Raw genomic sequence first — 19,354 nt, forward strand, 5'->3', positions numbered from 1 at the left:
AGCCAAGCAATCAATGGGTTAAGAAATAAATGAATGTGATAAGCGAAAATACCCCTGCAGTGGAAAAGGCTTATCTGGTCGTCACTCCCGAAATTCTTCGGGACAGGTGCGAGCGGAGGCACGGAGCGAAGCAGTCTCACTCTATGCAGTACTCCCATCTGTGAGATTGCTTCGTCGGTCTTAGTCCTTATTAGATCTTTTGGCCAGAAAGAGACCATCTCGCAATGACGGGAAACGTCACTCCCGGATTCTGAGTGGTAGGCCAACCGGAGGGTACAAGGTCTTGGTCGGGCAATCCGGGAGAAAAAGTGGATTCGGTACTGAATCTTCAAATCGGATTTTTCGGCTTCAGGGGATAGAGCCAATCAGAGGCAATGATCCCGGAATACGAAAATCCAAGCTTGGATCGAATAGGTTTGAAAAACAAGAAACAGGTTACCCAAGAGACGCAAGGCACAGGCAGCGATCCTTTCCGGAGAATTCCTCCCGGGAAGTGGCTTAATCCAGAAAAAATCAAGGTCTGTTCCATGATACTTGCGTTTTATTCTCACCGCCAGGATCAAGAACCAGCCAAAAAAGTTTGGCGTGGTAACTCTACCCCCTGTCTTAGAGGTACTGCCATACCAAGGGCAACAGAAGAGAAGAGCCCACGCCAAATGGCGTGAGCATTTCACTTATCTTCTCGCGCCCTTTTGAAAGTTGGCAGTTTTCTAAGCCGAGGCGAATAAGTGCAAATGCAGTCGATTTCGAAAGCTTTACAATACCTTATAAAAGGCTTGGTAAGTATAGGGGAAAAATTTAAATAGCGCAAATTTGCGTTAATAATTTTTTAAGATAGTCCTGACTTTTCCTTCATGGCACAATTCAGGGATCAAGAATTCATTTCAAAAGTTGGAAAAAACATCGTAAGGATAAGAAATGAAAAGAAAATTACGCAAGAGGAGTTGATGGATCGAACTGGTCTGACATTAAGTCAAGTTGGCAGAATTGAAAGAGCAGAAGTTAATACTAGCATTAGCATGATAGCGCTCATTGCAAGAGGCCTGGGAGTCGAACCAAAGGAAATTTTTGATTTCTCTTAAAAAATGCTGAAACTAATTCTGACTTATTAAGAATCAGAGTTTTGTTATAATCGATCGACCAAAAAGCCCTTCCAAAACGGGTTTGGAAGGGCTGCAAATCTTTTAATTGAGTGGCTATTGGAAGTTACCGAACAACTCTAACAAGACTTTTTTAGCTATCCGAGCCTACAAATCCAACTGAAATTCAGATTCAATCCAGGCAGCATAGAGTTTACTTGTTCCGCCGAAATAATCAGGGCAGGCTTTGAAATTGCCTGTACGATGTTTATCAATACTCGGGACAGGCTCTGCCAGCTTAACCAAGGATGTGGGGTATCTAATATCTTACAGACGTCCACCACACTCCCGATAGACACAAACGTAACTACCTATTTTCCACATCATAATTTGCGATATCGAGCCTTCTTCACTTATTCACTTCTCTTAAGTTACCCACAGTTAACACTCTTAATAGTAGTGATAGTCACAATCAAAACCTGATTTTGTCTATTTTTTAGAATTGTACAAAAATGGGAAGCCTTCAATAACCAGATTCACTCTCCACCACGACCAAGGTTTTTGAAAGTAATCACTTTTAATTTAGCATTTTCTGCCCGCTTGCTCTTTGGTGATGTTAGAGCCATTTAAAATGCCTGCCATGGATGTTTGAATAAAATGTTAAATGAATCTTTAATTTCATTCAGCTGTTTGTCCTTGTTGACCTCTAGAATGTTAGCCAATTGATCATGATCAGATTCGAGTTCAATAAAGGCTGATTCCAATGTTTCATATTTTGACTGCATGAGTTTAATGAATGCATAAGACAATAATTTTCCGACATACCATTCAAGATTTGACCAAAGGTTTGAATATTCATTAATGAATTTTCCAGAATGAACTATTTGATTCCTATGTAAGTAAATCCTATCTAGCTGATACTCTATAGCCATTCTCGAAGACTCTATTCTTTCAATCCAATACTTAACCTTTGATTTGGTAGAATCTTTACCGGAGTAAGCATCATTCAGATCACAAAAAGATTTACAGAGCAAGTTTGAATAAACTTTAAAGGTATCATATGGATCTTTTTCAACCTCAAACTCTGTAGTGAGCCAATTGGCCCAATGTGAAATTCCATTTGGAGTGTATTTTACGAAACTCGAAGAGATCTCTAGATGAGCTAGACAATTCTTGTCCAAGTTATTCAATTCTACGCATCTGGTGATGAATCCCATTAAGTCTCTTGATAAAGCTCCAAATGATAAGGATTTCCCAACAAAATATTTGATATTATCAATGTCAGATTCTTGAGTCCTATAAGGAACAAGTGATTCTAAAGAAGTCCATAATAGTGAAAGAGAGTTTTCAATTGATTTTGAACCTAATGCAAGATTGTAATAATAGACAGGTTGGTGTAAATCATAAATAATTGGAAGCTCTTTATCATTATCAAATTCAAGGCCATAATCTTTCGATATTTTGTTAAGAGTAACTTGTAGGGTGCTAACCCTTTCAATAACATTTATAGGATCATAGCTGACCTTACTTTTATCAAATTTATGGTTTTTCGCTTTACTGAATTTCCAAAATGAGTTGTCAAAAAACTCGTTAAAGTGTCGAAGAGAAAGTCTCTTCCCACTTGCAACATATCTCTTGATACCTTGGTCATAAATACTTCGTAAAAAGTTATGGGGGTCAATATGAGGATGAGATAGTTGAATTAACTCATAGTCTTTTTGAACTTTCAACCTTGGTACGAGCTCATCTTTTATTTCATCATATTGAACAACTTTAAGATCAAAAAGATCTTTATTGAGATTTCCCTTAATGTACTTAAACTCTTCAGATTCTTTTGGAACGTGTAATAGAAATTTGAGATCACTCGGATTTCCATCAAAGTGTGTTCTGATTCTTAGAGGACTTCTGAGACCTTTATCTTTTGCCACGAACCTGTACGAGATATTACTTATGCTTGTTGTTGAATATCCATGGTACAGGATTAGTGGAATTAAAAGATCAATTAGCTTGTCTATTTTGTCAGCATTCCTTCTAAATTCACCATCTTTAAAATCAATTGAGTTAAACTCCTTTTCTAAATACTGATGGTAATAATTTGCTAGTCTATCCGAAAAAACCTTCTGTTTTAGAATAAAATTTGTTAATGATTTATCAGAAATTGTGATTTCAAAATCAGTTTTGGCAAAGTATTCCTGTATATCCGGAAAGTATTTTTTGATGATTGTATCGTTTATGACATTACTACTAAGTTTTTTACATTTAGCTTCATCAAATAAGCTCTTTAGTCTTCTAATGAACTTCGGCCTCCTTTTTACTAGTTCAGCTACTGTGACAATCTCAATGATCATAGTATAGCCATTTGTTGTCCGATGTTTATTGGAAATTACTTCTGTGGGATCAACCTTTTGTTTTATTCGCTCAATAAAGTATTTAGTCAATTCTGTGTGACTTTCATGCCATTCTGTATTTTTCGCTATCCACATATGGTTTGATTAATTTGATTTAACGGTCGGCAGCTAAGAATCGTGGGGCATTTGGGTTCGATTACCTGTCTGTTAAAACAAAAGTTTGTTTGGGAATCAAACATTCAATTACCACTGTCCGCCCCATGTTTTCTTAGGTGCTGTTTGGCACTTGTCATTCATTTACAACTTCATCTAACATTTCCAAAATCGAAACGCAATCATTGAAGTAGTTCTGTATATTCTCGAAAGATGATGGAGGATTATCCCCATGTGCAAAACTGTTCCTGGCATTGTTCAGTGAGTCTATAGATGATTTCAATCTTTCGGAATTAGGATGAGAATTCAGTTTTTCTTTGAACTTCCGATTCCATTCTTCATCAAATCGTCTTAAAGTCTTGCAAATATTGTCCCGACTAGGGTTCATGGAACTATTTCTAATAGTGTTATCTACATAATTTTGAATCTGGGATGAATGACCCGCATGCAAATCAGAAATTATTGTTTTAAAGCAAAATTCTACTGTACCACAAGCTCTAACTATTGAATAATTTGTCAGGAATGGCACAATGGGAGACATGTGACCGTGACCTTCTATCAAATGAAAAATCCTTTGAAGCTCACCTCTGCACACATCAATACTTTGTTGTGCATTAAGATTATTCATAGCTAATATTAAACAGATAGTTTAAAGCAAGGTTTATTCGTCCATGAATATGGCTAATTTGCATTGTTCCTTCAGAAATATACTTTTTGTAATCCTCGTCCTTTAACAGTGCTAATCGCTTTTCTTCAAGGTTATGTATTGGGATTTGATCTCCGAATTGTCTGAGGGCTATCGCTACTGCCGGGCAAATTGAATCAAATATTGTTGGATAGAACCGCTTCCTGATTTTTGTTTCATCTCCGGCTGTTATGTTAAAGAATGCATTCTCACCAATGTTATGAAATACAAAATCCATTACATTGTTAAACTTTTCTCTTCTCTCTTCAATAATCTGGGGAGTCTGTGAGCTAGTTGAACCCATAAACTCATTTAAGTATTTTTTCAAGGATATTGTTGAAGCCTCATTTTTTTTGATAAAATCAGTATCTAATGCTAGAAACCTAAGGATAAATTCCATGTCTCTCATTCTGGAATCCTTTTCAGATTTACCGAATAATTGTCTCCAGTTTAGATTTTCATTTAGTTCAAAAAGTAAATCATTGAATTCTCCTTGATTAACGCAATTTCTTATTTCTTGGGGCAATAATGCCCTGCCTCCGGTATTAATTCTTTCAAATACTTGATACAAACTTGTATCATTGTCCTTAGGAGCTTTTTGCTCAAAAACAATAGCATGTATTGTTGTACTCCTGATTCTCCTTTGATCTTGGTCACTTAGTTCGTTGAAAGCTTTACCTCTATATCTTTCATTGATTTTATCCGTGTTTGAAAGCTTGAAGGTTTTACCATCTTTTCTCCAAATTCCTTTTTTTACGAAATCGTAAACAGTCATTATTCTTTGATAGCCATCAATTATCAGCTTTTTGTCATTTTTTGTATTCGCCAAAAAAATGCTAGGAACTGGTAATCCCAATAAAATCGATTCTATAAATCGACTCGCTTCTGGTTTTTCCCACACATAATAGCGTTGTAGCTCAGGTTTGAGTAGTTCTTCCTCATCATACATTGTAATTAATTCCCGAAAAGATAAATCAGCTCCCCAGGAATTAATGTTGTACAAATCATCATTCGAATACGAGTCATTGACCTCAGCTTCAATCTCGACTATATTATCTTCTTTCATATTTATTTGTTTTCAGGTTTAAGTTGTACCTAACTTGTTTACCTTTACACCTTCGCTTAACTTAATCGGTCAAATTTGTTTGTGTATATTCACCTTTTGAGTTCGTTTAGTTCTTTAAATACCTAATCCGCAATTTTTTCAATCAGGATTCCTTCTTCCATTTCCAGATCGACAGGATCCCCCGCTGGGTATAGTCAAATTATGGTTTGGAGCTGGGTGGGTTCCGTACAGCTGTCGGAAGCAATTCTACCTTTATATCAAATCCAATTTTCAATTGGCTTCCTTTCTTCACCCGGCTGAGCGTAGTCAAATCATCGTTCGGTCTGAGTGAAGTTTATAACCTCACTCGAATATCCAAACCAATTTTCAATTGGCCTCTTATCCTACACCGCACACTCCTGCAATAACTACCTACTTCCAATGCTTTTCAGGACTAGGGAACGCTCGCTTCACTACCTCACCCCATTCCTTTCCGAAATCCTTTGGGACAATCTTACTTGAAGAGTGGGCGACCGAGCAGAACAAAAACGTAAGGCTAGTAATCCAAAGGGGCTTATCCCACAATCGATTTGGCTGATTATCAAAATCTTCGTTTTACTAAGAAAGGGAATTTTGGGGAAGATAAAATACCGGGTAGTGGGTATTTTTTGGGGTAAAATTGAAAAAAGTGAGTACGGAGGGAGGATTTTTGGGTGGAAATGGTGGGCTTTTAGATTCTTCCCAAGGCTTTTAGCTTTCCGGCCATCCCCTCTCCCTAAAGAGAGGGTGATCATGCAGTGGAGAATCCTAGAATAGTATTCCCTTGGCACTTCTCCTGCTTACTATCGCTGATTATCAAAATCTTCGTTTTGCTAAGAAAGGGAATTTTGGAGAAGAAAAAATACCGGGTTGTGGGTATTTTTTGGGGTTAAAGTGAGAAAGTTATCCACAATATCAGCTCTCATAGGCCATCCTCCAAGCTGGACGAATCTTAAAGCAGCCACTTAGGTTGTTTCTTAACGGCTTGTTTTGGTACTGGGTATTATTGGGGCGAAAGGGTGAAAAGTGAGGGGTAAGGGAGGATTATTCGAATTGTAGATAGAAATATTTTGATGTGACACAAGGGTATTTATTTTAAGGTCGTTTATTTCCGAATAGAAACCAGCAAAAAGATGAGACATCAAAAGCATTGAAAAGAGAGGGCAACATGATAAGGAATCAGAAAGACAATCGAAGAAATATGCTCCAGAATCAAGCTTGAAATCCTTCTATGGGGGTCAGCAGGCTTCAGAATATCCAAAAATAGCTAAAGCAAAAAAAACAGCTTGATTTCTCTTCTGGGTTTCTGGTTATTAAACTTTTATTAGATTGAGGTCTAATGCAAAAAAATCGACTTGAAGTAAATACCTGAAAAAATGGACTCTTCTGAAAAACTGAGAGCAAAATTATTGGAGAGTTTTGCTGGCATAAGCTCCTATATTTATAAATCCAACCGTAAGGAAAATTCAAATATTAATCATTTCATCGAGAGATATTTAACCTCAATATTTCAGGTTTTATTCCCAGATCAAAAATTTAGACTCTTGGAAAGCGATAGACCGAACGCTGCCAAAATAGATATTATAAGCGAAAATGAAAGTTTTGGCATTCAAGTGACTGTCGATACTTCAGTAGAAAAAATAAGATCAACACTTCAGGATATTAAAAAATATTGGCCTAACATCCAGAAATTGATTTTGGTCTATCCGACAAATCAAAAACCCAAGCGAAGACAAAGCTACGGTTTAAAAGGAGGGGAATTTCTTGAGTGGTCTTTTAATGAGATTGAAAAAGAAATATGGGAAAAAGGAAGAGATTCACAAGCCGAAATTCAAAAAATATCAAATGTCTTTTTTCCAAATCTTGCGAAAGCACATTTAACCTTGGAAAATATAGAGTTGATAGAATTTGAATCTTTCATAAAAACCCTAAATCAAAGTGACAAATACTTACCAAGAAAAGTCACGAAAAAAGAGCCAAGAAAAGACACTCTCGAATTAGAAAAGACAGATCTGTATGATCTATTGCTCAAAGAAAGAAAAGTTGTTCTAACTGGCGAACCAGGACTAGGAAAAACTTACGAACTTATTGATGTCGCAAAAAAAATAGCCACAAATAAAAAAGCCTATCCGATTTTTTTAGAGTTAAAAGACTGTGTTTCTAAGAAAGAGTTTGAAAACTATCTACCTGAAAACCATCAATTCATTCCAGAAAAAAAGTTAGTACTAATTCTTGATGGATTTGATGAGATTTCAATCAAAGAGAAGGATTCAATTATTCAAAATCTAAACACTTTTTTGAAATCAAAACCAGAAATCATGATATTGATCTCTGTAAGGGCAAATTTCTATTCAAGTATCCTTGAAGGCAAACTTCCTGGATTTTGTGAAGCTTCACTAAACAGTTTTGATTGGGAAGACATTGGAAATTATGTTTTCACCTTTTACGGAATTGACCGTGAAGATTTTATAAGCAGCTGCTATAGTCATTCACTTTTGGAATTGGCAGAAAACCCTTATTATTTGAATCTTCTAGCTATAGAATATTTGGCTGAGAATGGATTGCATGGAAGTTCATCCGAGATTCTAAAAAGTTTATTCGAGAGAAGAATTGAATATGACCTTAACGAACATTTCAGCTCTAGTATACCTGATAAAGTTGCAAAAGAAGATATTCAGGATATACTTGAAAAAATAAGTTGCATTATGACTATTGGAGGCTATTCCAATATACCGCATAAGGAAATTAAGAAAATAGTCCCTAATGATCAATTAGAACTTTTAAAACAATTACTAATCTTTAAACCAAGTAGTAACGAATCATCCGGTCAATGGCTTTTTGAACATAATAAAATAAGAGACTTCTTAAGTGCTAAAAGTTTGTCAAAACAAGAATATACATCTATTAAAAAATTAGTATGCGTCCCTGGGACCAATTTAATTGCACCAAACTGGTTCGATACATTAATTTTATTGCTAAATATTATACCCAACTCCAACCCAATTTTTCAACCTATTTCTAGGCTAATATTAGAAAATAATACAATAGCCATTTTTAATATAGAACGAGGTAAATTTTCCCCAAAGTTAAGATTTCAAGTATTGAAACAGCTAGTTGAGTATTATAAAATCAGAACAATATGGATTAAATTAAATGGAGTTAGCGAAAGCCGCATTGCCTACTTTTCCCAATCTGATGAAAGTTTTGAGTATTTAGTCTCTGAAATAAATAACAGCTCCGGGCATAGAAGACATAGATTAAGCTGCCTTTTCATCCTAAAAGAATTTAAAAACCTAAACTCACGGGAAAAGGAGAGAATCAAGTCAGTATTCTTTCCAATAATGGAAAAGAACCAAAAAGACGAGCATCTGTCGCAATATTTTATTGAATCTTTAGCACGGCTACAAATAATAGACTTTGAAAGCATTACGTTCGTAAAAAGATTATATAGAGTCAGAAACAATCAATTTATCAGAGGAGGAATGTATGAATTTATCGCCTCTCTAGAATCTCCCGATGATTGGATTGATTACTTGCTAGAGGGTCTTTTAATTGAGAGGAATAGTGATCCTGACCGGAGTGACGTTGGAAACGGGTCCGAAAGCATCAGCTTGGAATCTGCATTTAAATCCATTCGTTTACCTTCTACTCTAAATAGGATATTAGAAGAATTTACAAATAACGAAAAATACGAACATAATTTCCGTTTTGATAAAATCCTGGAAATCACCCTTATTAAAGCCATTGACTTTTACAATGAATTTCCGAAACTATTTAAACTTGTTATCACTTTAAATTCAAAACTTGTTTCCACTTGGAGACATGAATATTATCAAGTTTTTCAAGAATATTTCAGAAGAACAAACTCATTTCAAAAAGGATTTAATGAGGTAATGAAAAAATGTGGAAGTAATCTTGATTATCAAAGTAAAGAAGAATTATCAAATTTTATTGACAATTCATCAATGATTGATTTCAATAAATATTTTGATTTAGGAAAAATATCATTTGAAGATTCAGAAGTAATTTTTTTCAAGTTAAGAAATCTAGGGAATAAGTTTCATGAGGAGTTTAAAAGGAATTTAGAGATCAAATCCGGCAGAAAAATCGTAATCCCCAAGCCAACTGATTCGAAACAGCTTCATGTTAATAGGAAAAAGAAGGATTTGGAAGTATGGTTTAATAAGGATGGCTTAAAAAATGAAATTAATGAAATTATAGGGAGAGAAGAAGAACTAACCCTTAAAAATTTAAGTAAATCGATTTTTGAAGGAAATCTAGCGAATAGCCAACAACTTAACCTCCACCATACTGCCAAAAAAGTAATACGGCAAGTTCTATCAAGTGGACTCACTTCAAAACTGGAGATCTGGAAATGGGTAAATAATGATGAGGAGTTTGAAACTTTCCTAATTGGCCGCATTCATGACCTAATACATAGACAAGATCCTTTTGAGCTTTTAGATGACAATCAACTATCTTATCTGTTGGATTGGTTTCAAAAAAATATAGAAACAATTGATTTTAGATTAGTCCGAATATTCGGTGAAGAAGTGAACATGTATAATTTGCACAGGGCAAAGTACATATCATTTTTATATGAAAAGCTCTTCTTTCCATGCTCAAAAGATAAAGCTTTAGAAATGCTAGCCTTCTGCAACAATACCCATGGAAGTTATGAAACTGTAACTATATCCACAATAATACGCAGAATCGGCAAAAAAGAAGTTGAAGATCAGATTGAAAGAAATATTCTTACCAAGGCAATTCAAAATTCTATGGCATTGAGAAGTCATTTTAATTACGCCTTTAAGAATAAAATGGAGCACTTATTCAATTCAATATTTGACAATATCACAAATGAGAATATTACAGATAAAACCCGTTTATCTGATTTAAATGAATTCTTTGTTGCAAATAATGACCCAAAGTATTTATATCCATATTTTCAAAAATTCTCTGAAAATGACCAGCTTTTTATTCTTGAAAAAATCCAAAATGATTATCTAAATGCTGATTTGGATTCATTTCTTGAAAACCTGACTTTAAATGATAATTCAATTGAAATAGAAAGGGCAATAAACAGTCTGCTACTCCGTCAAGGAAAGGTAGAAGGGCTCGTTAATTCAATTGACTGGATTAAAAAAAATAAAATAAATCCCTTTAATTATAAAAACTTTGAATTAGTGAATTTCACCACTTTAGAAGCACTTCCTTACCTTCTAGAGTTGCTTGTTCTCTCTTACGACAAAGAAATTTCAAATAATGTCAGAATAGATACTATTTGGGGTAAAGTGAGAATTGCATTGATTGAGCTAGCCAAAAAATCACCGAATTTTGCTGAAAATATCATAATGGATATGGAAAAGTTAATACAAGAAAATCCAGTAAATATTGAAGATATTGGACATAACTATGAAATAATAGAGGACATTAAAGATGACGTACTCCAAGAAAAACTTAAGCCTCAGTCTTTAACTATAAAAAAATGCATCAAAATATATAACAATTTGTTTTAACCGAACCATTTAACAGATGGGAGGATCAAAAGAAAACATCATATGGGGTCCCGGCTGAGTGTAGTCAAATCATCGTTCGGGCTGAGTGAAGTTTGTAACTTCACTCGAATATCCAAACCAATTTTCAATTGGCCTCTTATCCTACCCCACACGCTCCTGCCATAACTACCTACTAACGATGCTTTTCAGGACCAGGGAACGCTCGCTTCTCTACCTCACCCCATACCTTTCCGAAATCCTACGGGACAGGCTTCCTCGAGGAGAGGGCGATCATCCAGTGTAGAATCCACGACTAGTAATCCAAAGGGGCTTATCCCACAATCGATTTAGCTGGTTATCAAAAGCTTCGTTTTGCTAAGAAAGGGAATTTGGGTGAAGAAAAAATACCCACAACTGGGTATTTTTTGGGGTAAAGTGGAAAAAAGTGAGGGGGAAGGGAGTATTTTTTGGCTTGATGATATTCAATTCATTAAATTTTTTGGAAAACTGGCCGAAACGAAAAAACAGATCCCCCAAGGATTTGATGCCAATCAACACCCTGCTATTCTAAACTGATATTCCAATACCGGATAAACCCCATTTTTTGGGGTTTATATCGAACCAAAATATAATCGACAAAGGGGCCTATATTTCCGAAAATCTAACCCAATTTAAAGGCGCAATCTTATTGAGTTCAAGGTTCATCTATTTTACTTTTGATTTTTCCGAACTATTTAAGGAATAAAACCTATTTCCTTCTATTTATCCTTCTTTGGGATAATTTCCTCCAAATCCCTCTTAAGGCATCCACTTCCACTTGTGTAAATCCATGATGTTTGATCAGTAATTCCTGATCTACCATATCCAAGACCTTTTCAATTTCACGCTGTCTGATCAGTTCATCTATCCTATTGAAATCCAGATCTAAATCAGCCAAAAGCGGAATTTGAATTTCCTCGATTTCTGTAGGTTCAAATGTCATTACTCCCCCACCGTAACTTCGACCGGTAATTTCAGAAAAAGCGAAGGAAAGCGAATTGATAAATGAGCAGGCAACCATCGACCTATTCACCTCTCCTATAAACCTAACTCGATGAATAGTGTCCGTGGAAGAGGCTCCTGTTTCATTTAAAACCAGTTTGGGATAATCTCCAACCTGCCTCAAAGCAAACGCATCCGGCACCCAAAGAGAAGGGGTAATGTACCAGCGCTTTCGAATCTTGGTTTTATACCCAAGATTAAAACCCTGTTCTTCTCCGTACCTAATGTATTTTTGACAGACCTCCGGAAGACCATCGAAATCTTGATTGGGAGGAATAAAGAGGTGAATTGAATTTTGCGCCGTGGAATTACCTGCAAAATCTGTTTCAGAAAAGGTAATGCCTTTCAATTGATTTGATTTACTCACTACTGGAATAGTATAATCCTCCAAATTCCAGTTTTTCACCTGTTCTTCCTTGAGCATAAAAAACTCATTTCGCCCGGTCACTAATCCCACGTCAACTTCCATGATATCTCCACAGGTGATCACCCGGTGATCTTGCCTTAATCTCCTCAGAAGATTGATCTCTTCCTCACTCAAAAAGTACTTGGTCCATTTTTCCGTGGTATGGTCTATGGGTTTGACGGTGGATTCATGGATAGCATAAAAGTCAAGCTGATCTAACTCATCCAAGTTTTCACATTCAATTACCCGGATACCCTTGCCACCTTGAACATGCTTCTCACAAAGTAACAGCACAACCTCTTGTTGGATGTTGTCAAAAACCAGTTTTTTGAAAGTTACGATGGTGATACGTTCAAAAAAATTGGAAAGAAACACCCTGGTTTCAGCCGCATACTTTACTTGGAACAGCTCTGCCGGAATCACCATACCCAACTTACCCTTCTCGTTCAGTAAAGATGCCGATATCACCAAAAAAGGCACCCAAATATTGGTAAGTTTATTGGGATTCAGTCCAAGTTCCTGCATTCTTTGGATAGCCAATTTCCGATGCTCCTCAGGAAAATTTTGATATCTGATAAATGGAGGATTACCGATCACCAAATCAAATCGGGTTTGCCCATTCTCATTCAAAAATTCGAAGAAGTCACTATTCACAATGGTATTGGAATTTAATCCTAAGTAAGCCGCTCTTGCTTTCGCTTTTAGGGATTCCTCTTCGAGTAATTCCACACCCTTAATTCTGCCCTTTAAGCTATCACCCGTGATTCCTAAAGATTGAAATCGTAGAATCGCCGATTCTATAAAATTGCCATCACCACAGCTTGGCTCCAAGACTTTCGAAGTATCCGGTTGAATTCCCCAAGAACACAAAAAGTCCGCAATCGCTTTTGGGGTATAATATCCTCCCCTTAACTTTTGTGCACTTAAACTACCAATAATCTGTCCCATCAATCTTCGAGTGCTAAATCAGTCGTAAACATTTCATCATCTAATACCGCTTCATAATCCTGCTCCGAAATCCCATATAGATGATTAACGGAATGGATTAATTGGTTGATTAACAATTGTTTTTTTCTTTCATACACATTTCTTTTTGACCCATAAGCAGAAGCCTTCAGATTAGCTTGGGTTAAAATTAGCTCTCTGACAAGGCTGATGATTTCCTGGTACTTCTCGAGTTCCGATGGATCGCTGATATCCACCTCCCAAATTGGAAGGTTTTCCAGGAATTGCTTTCCATGAGAATAATAAGATCCCCGAAACTCACTTGCCCCGGATTTAACCATTGCTTCGAAAAGAGGATGTGCCAAAATCCCGAGGAAATATTCCAGCTCAAACATAGAGTTGTTAATCAACCCATAATACGGTCCATTACCTCCTCCTGTGAACAAGAGACTATTCGAATCCAAAGTGTAAGGTGCGGAAGTTGCTAGCACAGACCAGATCAATTTGGGTTTTCCTATGAATTTGACCAAACTTTGAGATCGACCAAATTGATACCACTTAGGTTCCTTACCCTGCAAATTCCTTTTCTTTAGCTTCTCCTTTTGGGAATTGAGGTATGCATAGGCTAGGGGAAAATTATCCTGAAAGAAATCTTCCTCAAATAAGTTTGCCGAATCACCTGCTACAGTATAAGGAAATATCATTTGAGCATTGCCATCAATGGTATCGAACACCCCGAAAGTCAAATCATAAATTGCCGGTTGACAAATTCCTTTTTCTACTTCCCAAGTAACTCCTCCTTTTGAAAACTTATAGGTATTGGAAGTTTCCCCCTCGGGCACAAAGATGTAAATCTTATCGGCACTAGTTTGTAATCCGACACAGATTTCTGCAAAGATTTTTAAGGGACGGGTCCTATGAGATATCAGCTTGTTGAAAATCGATTTTGTTCCAGGAGAAAGAAAAATCCAGGGTTCAGATTTAAATTCAGCAGAATCATACAAAATGATATCTCTAATATTCTCTAAGGATTCAACTGAAATTTTTCTAACCTTCTTAAATTCAAAAGATTCACTTTTATCTTTTTGGAGTATCAGTATTGCTGTATAGGTTGACCGGCCCGGAAATACCTGAGCAACTCCAAAATGCGTGATTTTAGCAATTTGGGCATGGGTTGAAATCAAATTCCTAAGTGACTTCCCCCCCTTGATCAAAAAGAACTTATGAGGGATAATATAACCTAATCTACCTTGTTTATTGAGAAGAGACAGAGCTCTTTCAATGAAGACATAATATTTATCAATGGTATCACTTTTAGAGACCGAATAGCCAGAAACAGAAGATTGATAAAACTCAACCTCCTCTTTCGCAAACTTTACCATGTTTTGGATTCGAACATAAGGCGGGTTACCAACAATGGCATCAAATCCGGTAGAATTAGCTAAAAAACCGAACTCTCTACCCCAATCAAAGGGGTTTACCTTATGAAGCAGAGTGTCATCTGATAGTGCCTTTGGATATATCTTGAAAAAATTGGAATCTACAAGTGAATTCCCGCATTTTACATTCCCTTTCAAATTGGGAAGCACTTTCTGAGAATGTTGATCAATAAAACTGTCAACCGTGGCTTTACTTTCACCTTCCAGAAGCTTAAGAAGCAGACTAAACTCAGATACCTCAGCGGCATAGGGATTGACATCAACACCGTAAATATTTTTTTCAAGAATCTCTCGCTTTGCTTTAAGAGTCAAGGACCATGAAGATTCATTTATTTGATGGATACTTTCCGGATAATCAGCTTTCTCACTGACTAATCTTTCGAGATAAGTACGCTGCATGAAATCAAAAGTCGAAATCAAGAAAGTACCGGAGCCACAACAAATATCCGCAACCTTCATTTCACTCAATTCGGAAACTGATTTCCCCTCTAAAAGAGGGCCTAAAGTGTCTTTAATTATTTGCTCAACAATAATCTTCGGGGTAGGAACGACCCCATTGGATGCTGAAACTTCAGGTTCTTCAAACATCATCAACTGCCTATCCTCATCCATTCCAATACGGCTACCAAGAAAGCGCTCATAGATTTGACTCAAAATACTTGGATCAACTACAGAAAAATCATAGGGACTCAATGGATAATACAGCTCATTGAATATCTCAATTAGAACTTGTGAATCAATATCAATGGTTAATGAAAGGTTGTCCTCAATGAAATCAAATAATCCTGAGTTGAATTTCTTATCCGACTGCTGAAACAGTGACTTCAGCTCGTTATAGTTCTCTATATTTTTTAAAGTTTCAAATTTCTCAATGGTCCGGTCCTCACAGATTCGAAGGAAGATAATTCGGTTGAGTAGTCGTTGAATCAGAAAATTGAGGTCATCTTCATTCAATCCCTCATTTTTTTCTAAAGCGGTGATGGCTAGTTTTTCTCTCCATTTGACTATTTGTCGAAGGAAATATTCATCAAAGGTTTGGCCACGTCGGTCCAATAAGGAAAATAATTCATCCAAACGACCTGAGATAGCCGACTGAAAAGAGATCAATTCTTGAATTTCATTCCATGAATCAACGTATTCTTCAAAACTAAAAATACGATAACGGGCTACTTGCTCATTTTCAGACACGTCAGGTTTAAATCTACAATCGTAAAGAATCAGGTGCTCAAAATTGGTGAGGATGGATAGACCTAAATTTGCATTCCAGCCATAGCGTCTTGTTTGGAAAGCAGCTCTCGCCGAAGCGGTAATCCTGACAGAAGGTTTTTTTACTTCTACAAAAAGCTTTCTACTTCCATGGACTCTGAGGGTATAATCCGGGTTCTTTTTTGAATTTTCATCCTCTACATCAATATATTCTTCCTGAAGCACATCCCTTAAAAAATGATTTTTACCCTGTTCATTGTCAACATCCCATCCGAGACATTTTAAGAAGGGATTTATGTAGTCATTTCTGACCTGAGTTTCGTTATATCCCGCACGAAGGCAACTTGATCTTTCTGCCCTATATCTGTCGACTAACTCGTGGATATTCATGGCTTATCAAAGTCTAATTTGCCTTGTTCCAGTTTTTTGATTTTCAAATATTTGATTTTCTCCTCCGCGACCATTAGGATTTCTTCGGGATTATCTTCCCTCACCAAATCGTAAGCAACCTTGTCACTCAGTAAAATCAAGACGAGCTGATCTTCCGATTCATTAAAAAGCTCAGCGAAAACCGGAATCATATCTTTATTGGCAGTTCTTTCACCTCGTTCAATTTTGCTCAAGGTCGAAGGGTCAAGATCAAGTGCTGCAGCTACTTTTCTCAATGGAAGTCCCAAGGATTCCCTTAAATTCCTGATATGTTCCCCAAAGGATTCTTTTGACCTCATTTTCAATAAATTTCTGGAAAAATTAATTTGGACAAATTTTGTCAAATTATCAAATTAAAAAAACCAATGAGACACCTGATCTGTCAGTTTATGTCAAAAAATGTAAGCGTAACAATTATTGACACTTTTTTGGTCAAATCAAGTCCTAATCGAAGCTAGTGGAGATGTGCATGCTTTTTATTACATCCCTAGGCTAAAATCATCACCAAAAAGATTTTTGACAACCTATCGCACTCTGGAATCCATTGAAGTTTGTAATTGGCCTTTCAGGTTTCCTTCACCTTTCCGTTGAAGAGTAAAAGTTTGAATTACCCAAAATTAGGTACAGCCTTGGGGCATTCAATCACTTTCCTACACCTCCCCTAAATACACCGAATTGGAGAGGAATCGCTTTTTGGAATACTCATTTTCCTGACTGAAGGCCAGAAAAGCATGCCATTTTGCATTTGGATCTGCCCCGTCTAGGTTCAGGAAATGACTCCGCTCAGATCTTCGGCTTCCCTGATAGACAAATCGAGATCCTGCCCTGCTTTCATGAATCAAGACCACAAAAGCCTCATCGCTGGGCTTGGCAGATCCCTCCCAGGAGTTATCCCTCCAAGTAAAGCGTACTCCAGTGCCCTCTCGGGATGCAGTGGCCTCTTCCGGTCCGGTAAGATCCCCGAGACTTATTCTCACTTTTGAGATATCCAGCACTTTCCAGGCACTTTCTGGTCGATAGTCAAATGAGTTTTTGATGGTATAGGAGGCCGCCCTATGGTAGGCTGTCTTGGCTCCCACTGCATGTTCCTGATACCCAAACCGAACCAAATGCTTATAATTCTTCAGAAAGGCATGCGTCTGCCGTACTACATCCTGACTTATCCGTTTGGGTTCAGAGGTTTTGGCTTTGGTGGCTTTGGACTGTTTCCCAGGAGCAGCTCTGACATACGTCTCTCCATTTCGCTGATAGTAAACCAAATTGCCTATTTTCCCACTCAGGCCTTTCAGAGAAGGATCATTTGCTTTTCCCATAGCACAATCAATTGGTAATCAGTAAATATAGCAAAAACTAAAAATACATTAAAACAACTCAATAACCAATATTGGATTGGTCTTCTAGTGATCCTAAACTGATTTTAAAGTGGTTTTAAATTGGTCCTATAATTCTTTATCAATCCATCAAGGCCAGATAGTCAGATCAGGAGCTCATCCAATTATGCTTCAGATAACACCTCATCCAGATTTTCGAAAGCCATACTGAGTCCTTGCTCCATTCCCATTTCGAGGATTTGCTTCAGGGCCTCCTCTGACGCATAGGCTGTGGTGATCACCACCTTGGTATCAGTTCCATCCCATTCAAACGTATTTGTAAATTTTGCCACAGGAAAATCCTTATTCACATTTCCCTCCTTGTCTGAGAATGCATCCTCTCCGGTAAAGGACTGATGATCCTTGATCGAATGATTGGACGTAACGCACCAATGCTCTTCCTGATTCGGACCAACCATTGCATACAGCCGGCTTCCACCCCGTCTTGGAGAAATAAAAATATCATTTGGATTGGGTAGGATTTGACCACCTCTATTCTTTCCTCAGCATCCCTGAAGTTCAATTCAGTGCTGGGTGGGATTAGCAATTCCACCCTAGTATCCTTACCATCCCATACAGTGATCGGGAGCAATTGGCCTCTTATCCTTTCCCGCAAGCTCCTGCAATATCTACCTACTTCCGATGCTTTTCAGGAACAGGGAAAGATCGCTTCTCTACCTCACCCCATACCTTTCCGAGATCCTGCGGGCCAGGCTCTTCTGGAGAGGGCGATCATGCAGTGGAGAATCCAAGACTAGTAATCCAAAGGGGCTTATCCCACAATCGATTTGGCTGATTATCAAAATCTTCGTTTTGCTAAGAAGGGGAATTTTGGGGAAGAAAAAATACCGGGTAGTGGGTATTTTTTGGGGTAAAAATGAAAAATGTGAGGGCGAAGGGAGGATTTTTGGGTTTTATGATATTCAATTCATACAAATTTTCTGAAAAATTGCTCGTAACGAAAAAATCCATCCCTCCAAAGATTTGAAGCCAATCAAAACCCTGCTATTCTAAACTGATAATCCAATACCGGATAAACCCCAATTTTTGGGGTTTATGCCGAACCGAATTATAATCGCTAGAAGCATCTACATTTCTGAAAACCTCACTCGAGCTCATATTGACTTGATACAGCTATTGGATGTCCTACCCTGATATCCTCAACAATCAGCAATTGGTTTCTCATCACTGAAATTCAGTCCAATACCCGTCTAAAAAAAGAATCAGTATGGAAAATGATAGAAGTATAAGTCAGCAGATAGTTTTCAATTATCAATCTCTGAACTATTTACCTCAAGTACAAAGATGACTGAATATCAATTAACCTAATTTAGCAGGAAATTTAACCCGACTGAGATGCAGCCTTTAGTAAGCTAAACTTGCCTTCAATCGATCATTGATAGCCAAAGCAATAGTCTTTTTAACTAAGTCACTGGCATTGATGAAGGTGGATTTAGACTTCAATTCTTCGAAAGGAAGTTTTAAAAGTAATTTTCCAAAACACTCATCAGAAAAGCTGTGCGAGACAAACTCCACTCCTTCAAAGTCAAAAATCACAAAATCTTTTGAATCAAGAATTGATTCAATTTGCATACGGATTTCCTGCCCAAGAACTCTTGTTCCTAGATTGTTGGAAAAACTATTGAATGCGATTATCTGGGTCATTTTCTG

14 protein-coding genes are annotated in these 19,354 nt (G+C 37.1%); 5 read left to right on the top strand and 9 right to left on the bottom strand.

The features are described from left to right. The first annotated feature begins 29 nt into the window (after positions 1–29). Both AAA943_RS16465 and AAA943_RS16470 read left to right on the top strand, forming a co-directional pair. Complete coding sequence (locus AAA943_RS16465) at positions 30–164, top strand: hypothetical protein (protein ID WP_338225373.1); 135 nt, start codon at positions 30–32, stop codon at positions 162–164. 690 nt (positions 165–854) lie between these two features. After that, positions 855–1,082 (top strand): helix-turn-helix domain-containing protein, encoded by a 228-nt coding sequence (locus AAA943_RS16470; RefSeq protein WP_338225374.1) that lies wholly within the window; start codon positions 855–857, stop codon positions 1,080–1,082. Between the two features lie 623 nt (positions 1,083–1,705). Here the strand turns inward: AAA943_RS16470 and AAA943_RS16475 are convergent. The 3 genes from AAA943_RS16475 to AAA943_RS16485 all read right to left on the bottom strand — a co-directional run bounded on the left by AAA943_RS16475 (position 1,706) and on the right by AAA943_RS16485 (position 5,331). Further along, a complete protein-coding gene (locus tag AAA943_RS16475) occupies positions 1,706–3,562 on the bottom strand; it encodes a hypothetical protein (protein WP_338225375.1) in 1,857 nt (618 codons plus the stop codon). A gap of 154 nt (positions 3,563–3,716) precedes the next feature. Then, entirely contained in the window at positions 3,717–4,208 is a 492-nt protein-coding gene (locus AAA943_RS16480; RefSeq protein ID WP_338225376.1) for a HEPN domain-containing protein, read from the bottom strand. Then, positions 4,201–5,331 (bottom strand): GmrSD restriction endonuclease domain-containing protein, encoded by a 1,131-nt coding sequence (locus tag AAA943_RS16485; RefSeq protein ID WP_338225377.1) that lies wholly within the window; start codon positions 5,329–5,331, stop codon positions 4,201–4,203. The genes AAA943_RS16480 and AAA943_RS16485 overlap by 8 nt, the downstream gene beginning before the upstream one ends. A gap of 1,394 nt (positions 5,332–6,725) precedes the next feature. Between AAA943_RS16485 and AAA943_RS16490 the strand changes: the two genes are divergently transcribed. Both AAA943_RS16490 and AAA943_RS16495 read left to right on the top strand, forming a co-directional pair. Beyond that, on the top strand, positions 6,726–10,868 hold the full coding sequence (locus AAA943_RS16490; protein ID WP_338225378.1) for an NACHT domain-containing protein: 4,143 nt from the start codon (positions 6,726–6,728) through the stop codon (positions 10,866–10,868). 372 nt (positions 10,869–11,240) lie between these two features. Further along, entirely contained in the window at positions 11,241–11,423 is a 183-nt protein-coding gene (locus tag AAA943_RS16495; RefSeq protein WP_338225379.1) for a hypothetical protein, read from the top strand. A 172-nt stretch (positions 11,424–11,595) separates the two neighbouring features. On the opposite strand, the gene AAA943_RS16500 is transcribed toward AAA943_RS16495, so the two are convergent. The 5 genes from AAA943_RS16500 to AAA943_RS16520 all read right to left on the bottom strand — a co-directional run bounded on the left by AAA943_RS16500 (position 11,596) and on the right by AAA943_RS16520 (position 18,165). Beyond that, complete coding sequence (locus AAA943_RS16500; protein ID WP_338225380.1) at positions 11,596–13,242, bottom strand: Eco57I restriction-modification methylase domain-containing protein; 1,647 nt, start codon at positions 13,240–13,242, stop codon at positions 11,596–11,598. Further along, the gene (locus AAA943_RS16505; RefSeq protein ID WP_338225381.1) at positions 13,242–16,274 is read right to left on the bottom strand and encodes an Eco57I restriction-modification methylase domain-containing protein; all 3,033 of its coding nucleotides are present in this window, start codon (positions 16,272–16,274) and stop codon (positions 13,242–13,244) included. Before AAA943_RS16505 ends, AAA943_RS16500 begins: the two co-directional genes overlap by 1 nt. Beyond that, on the bottom strand, positions 16,271–16,612 hold the full coding sequence (locus AAA943_RS16510) for a helix-turn-helix domain-containing protein (protein ID WP_338225382.1): 342 nt from the start codon (positions 16,610–16,612) through the stop codon (positions 16,271–16,273). Before AAA943_RS16510 ends, AAA943_RS16505 begins: the two co-directional genes overlap by 4 nt. Before the next feature lie 351 nt (positions 16,613–16,963). Next, positions 16,964–17,626 carry a DUF6266 family protein gene (locus AAA943_RS16515; protein ID WP_338225384.1) on the bottom strand — a complete coding sequence of 221 codons (663 nt, stop codon included), beginning with the start codon at positions 17,624–17,626 and terminating at the stop codon, positions 16,964–16,966. A gap of 182 nt (positions 17,627–17,808) precedes the next feature. Next, entirely contained in the window at positions 17,809–18,165 is a 357-nt protein-coding gene (locus AAA943_RS16520) for an SRPBCC family protein (protein ID WP_338225452.1), read from the bottom strand. On the opposite strand from AAA943_RS16520, the gene AAA943_RS16525 reads away from it, so the two are divergent. Continuing rightward, positions 18,166–18,441 (top strand): hypothetical protein, encoded by a 276-nt coding sequence (locus tag AAA943_RS16525; RefSeq protein WP_338225385.1) that lies wholly within the window; start codon positions 18,166–18,168, stop codon positions 18,439–18,441. Between the two features lie 607 nt (positions 18,442–19,048). On the opposite strand, the gene AAA943_RS16530 is transcribed toward AAA943_RS16525, so the two are convergent. Beyond that, entirely contained in the window at positions 19,049–19,348 is a 300-nt protein-coding gene (locus AAA943_RS16530) for an STAS-like domain-containing protein (RefSeq protein WP_338225386.1), read from the bottom strand. Between the last annotated feature and the right edge of the window lie 6 nt (positions 19,349–19,354).

The sequence above is a fragment of the Algoriphagus confluentis genome, assembly GCF_036245625.1.
Taxonomy (GTDB): Bacteria; Bacteroidota; Bacteroidia; order Cytophagales; family Cyclobacteriaceae; genus Algoriphagus; species Algoriphagus confluentis.

What these genes read in the sequence shown, in the direction of transcription:
- AAA943_RS16465 (WP_338225373.1), top strand. Translation starts at nt 30, where the DNA reads ATGAATGTGATAAGCGAAAATACCCCTGCAGTGGAAAAGGCTTATCTG.
- AAA943_RS16470 (WP_338225374.1), top strand. Translation starts at nt 855, where the DNA reads ATGGCACAATTCAGGGATCAAGAATTCATTTCAAAAGTTGGAAAAAAC.
- AAA943_RS16475 (WP_338225375.1), bottom strand. Translation starts at nt 3,562, where the DNA reads ATGTGGATAGCGAAAAATACAGAATGGCATGAAAGTCACACAGAATTG.
- AAA943_RS16480 (WP_338225376.1), bottom strand. Translation starts at nt 4,208, where the DNA reads ATGAATAATCTTAATGCACAACAAAGTATTGATGTGTGCAGAGGTGAG.
- AAA943_RS16485 (WP_338225377.1), bottom strand. Translation starts at nt 5,331, where the DNA reads ATGAAAGAAGATAATATAGTCGAGATTGAAGCTGAGGTCAATGACTCG.
- AAA943_RS16490 (WP_338225378.1), top strand. Translation starts at nt 6,726, where the DNA reads ATGGACTCTTCTGAAAAACTGAGAGCAAAATTATTGGAGAGTTTTGCT.
- AAA943_RS16500 (WP_338225380.1), bottom strand. Translation starts at nt 13,242, where the DNA reads ATGGGACAGATTATTGGTAGTTTAAGTGCACAAAAGTTAAGGGGAGGA.
- AAA943_RS16505 (WP_338225381.1), bottom strand. Translation starts at nt 16,274, where the DNA reads ATGAATATCCACGAGTTAGTCGACAGATATAGGGCAGAAAGATCAAGT.
- AAA943_RS16510 (WP_338225382.1), bottom strand. Translation starts at nt 16,612, where the DNA reads ATGAGGTCAAAAGAATCCTTTGGGGAACATATCAGGAATTTAAGGGAA.
- AAA943_RS16515 (WP_338225384.1), bottom strand. Translation starts at nt 17,626, where the DNA reads ATGGGAAAAGCAAATGATCCTTCTCTGAAAGGCCTGAGTGGGAAAATA.
- AAA943_RS16530 (WP_338225386.1), bottom strand. Translation starts at nt 19,348, where the DNA reads ATGACCCAGATAATCGCATTCAATAGTTTTTCCAACAATCTAGGAACA.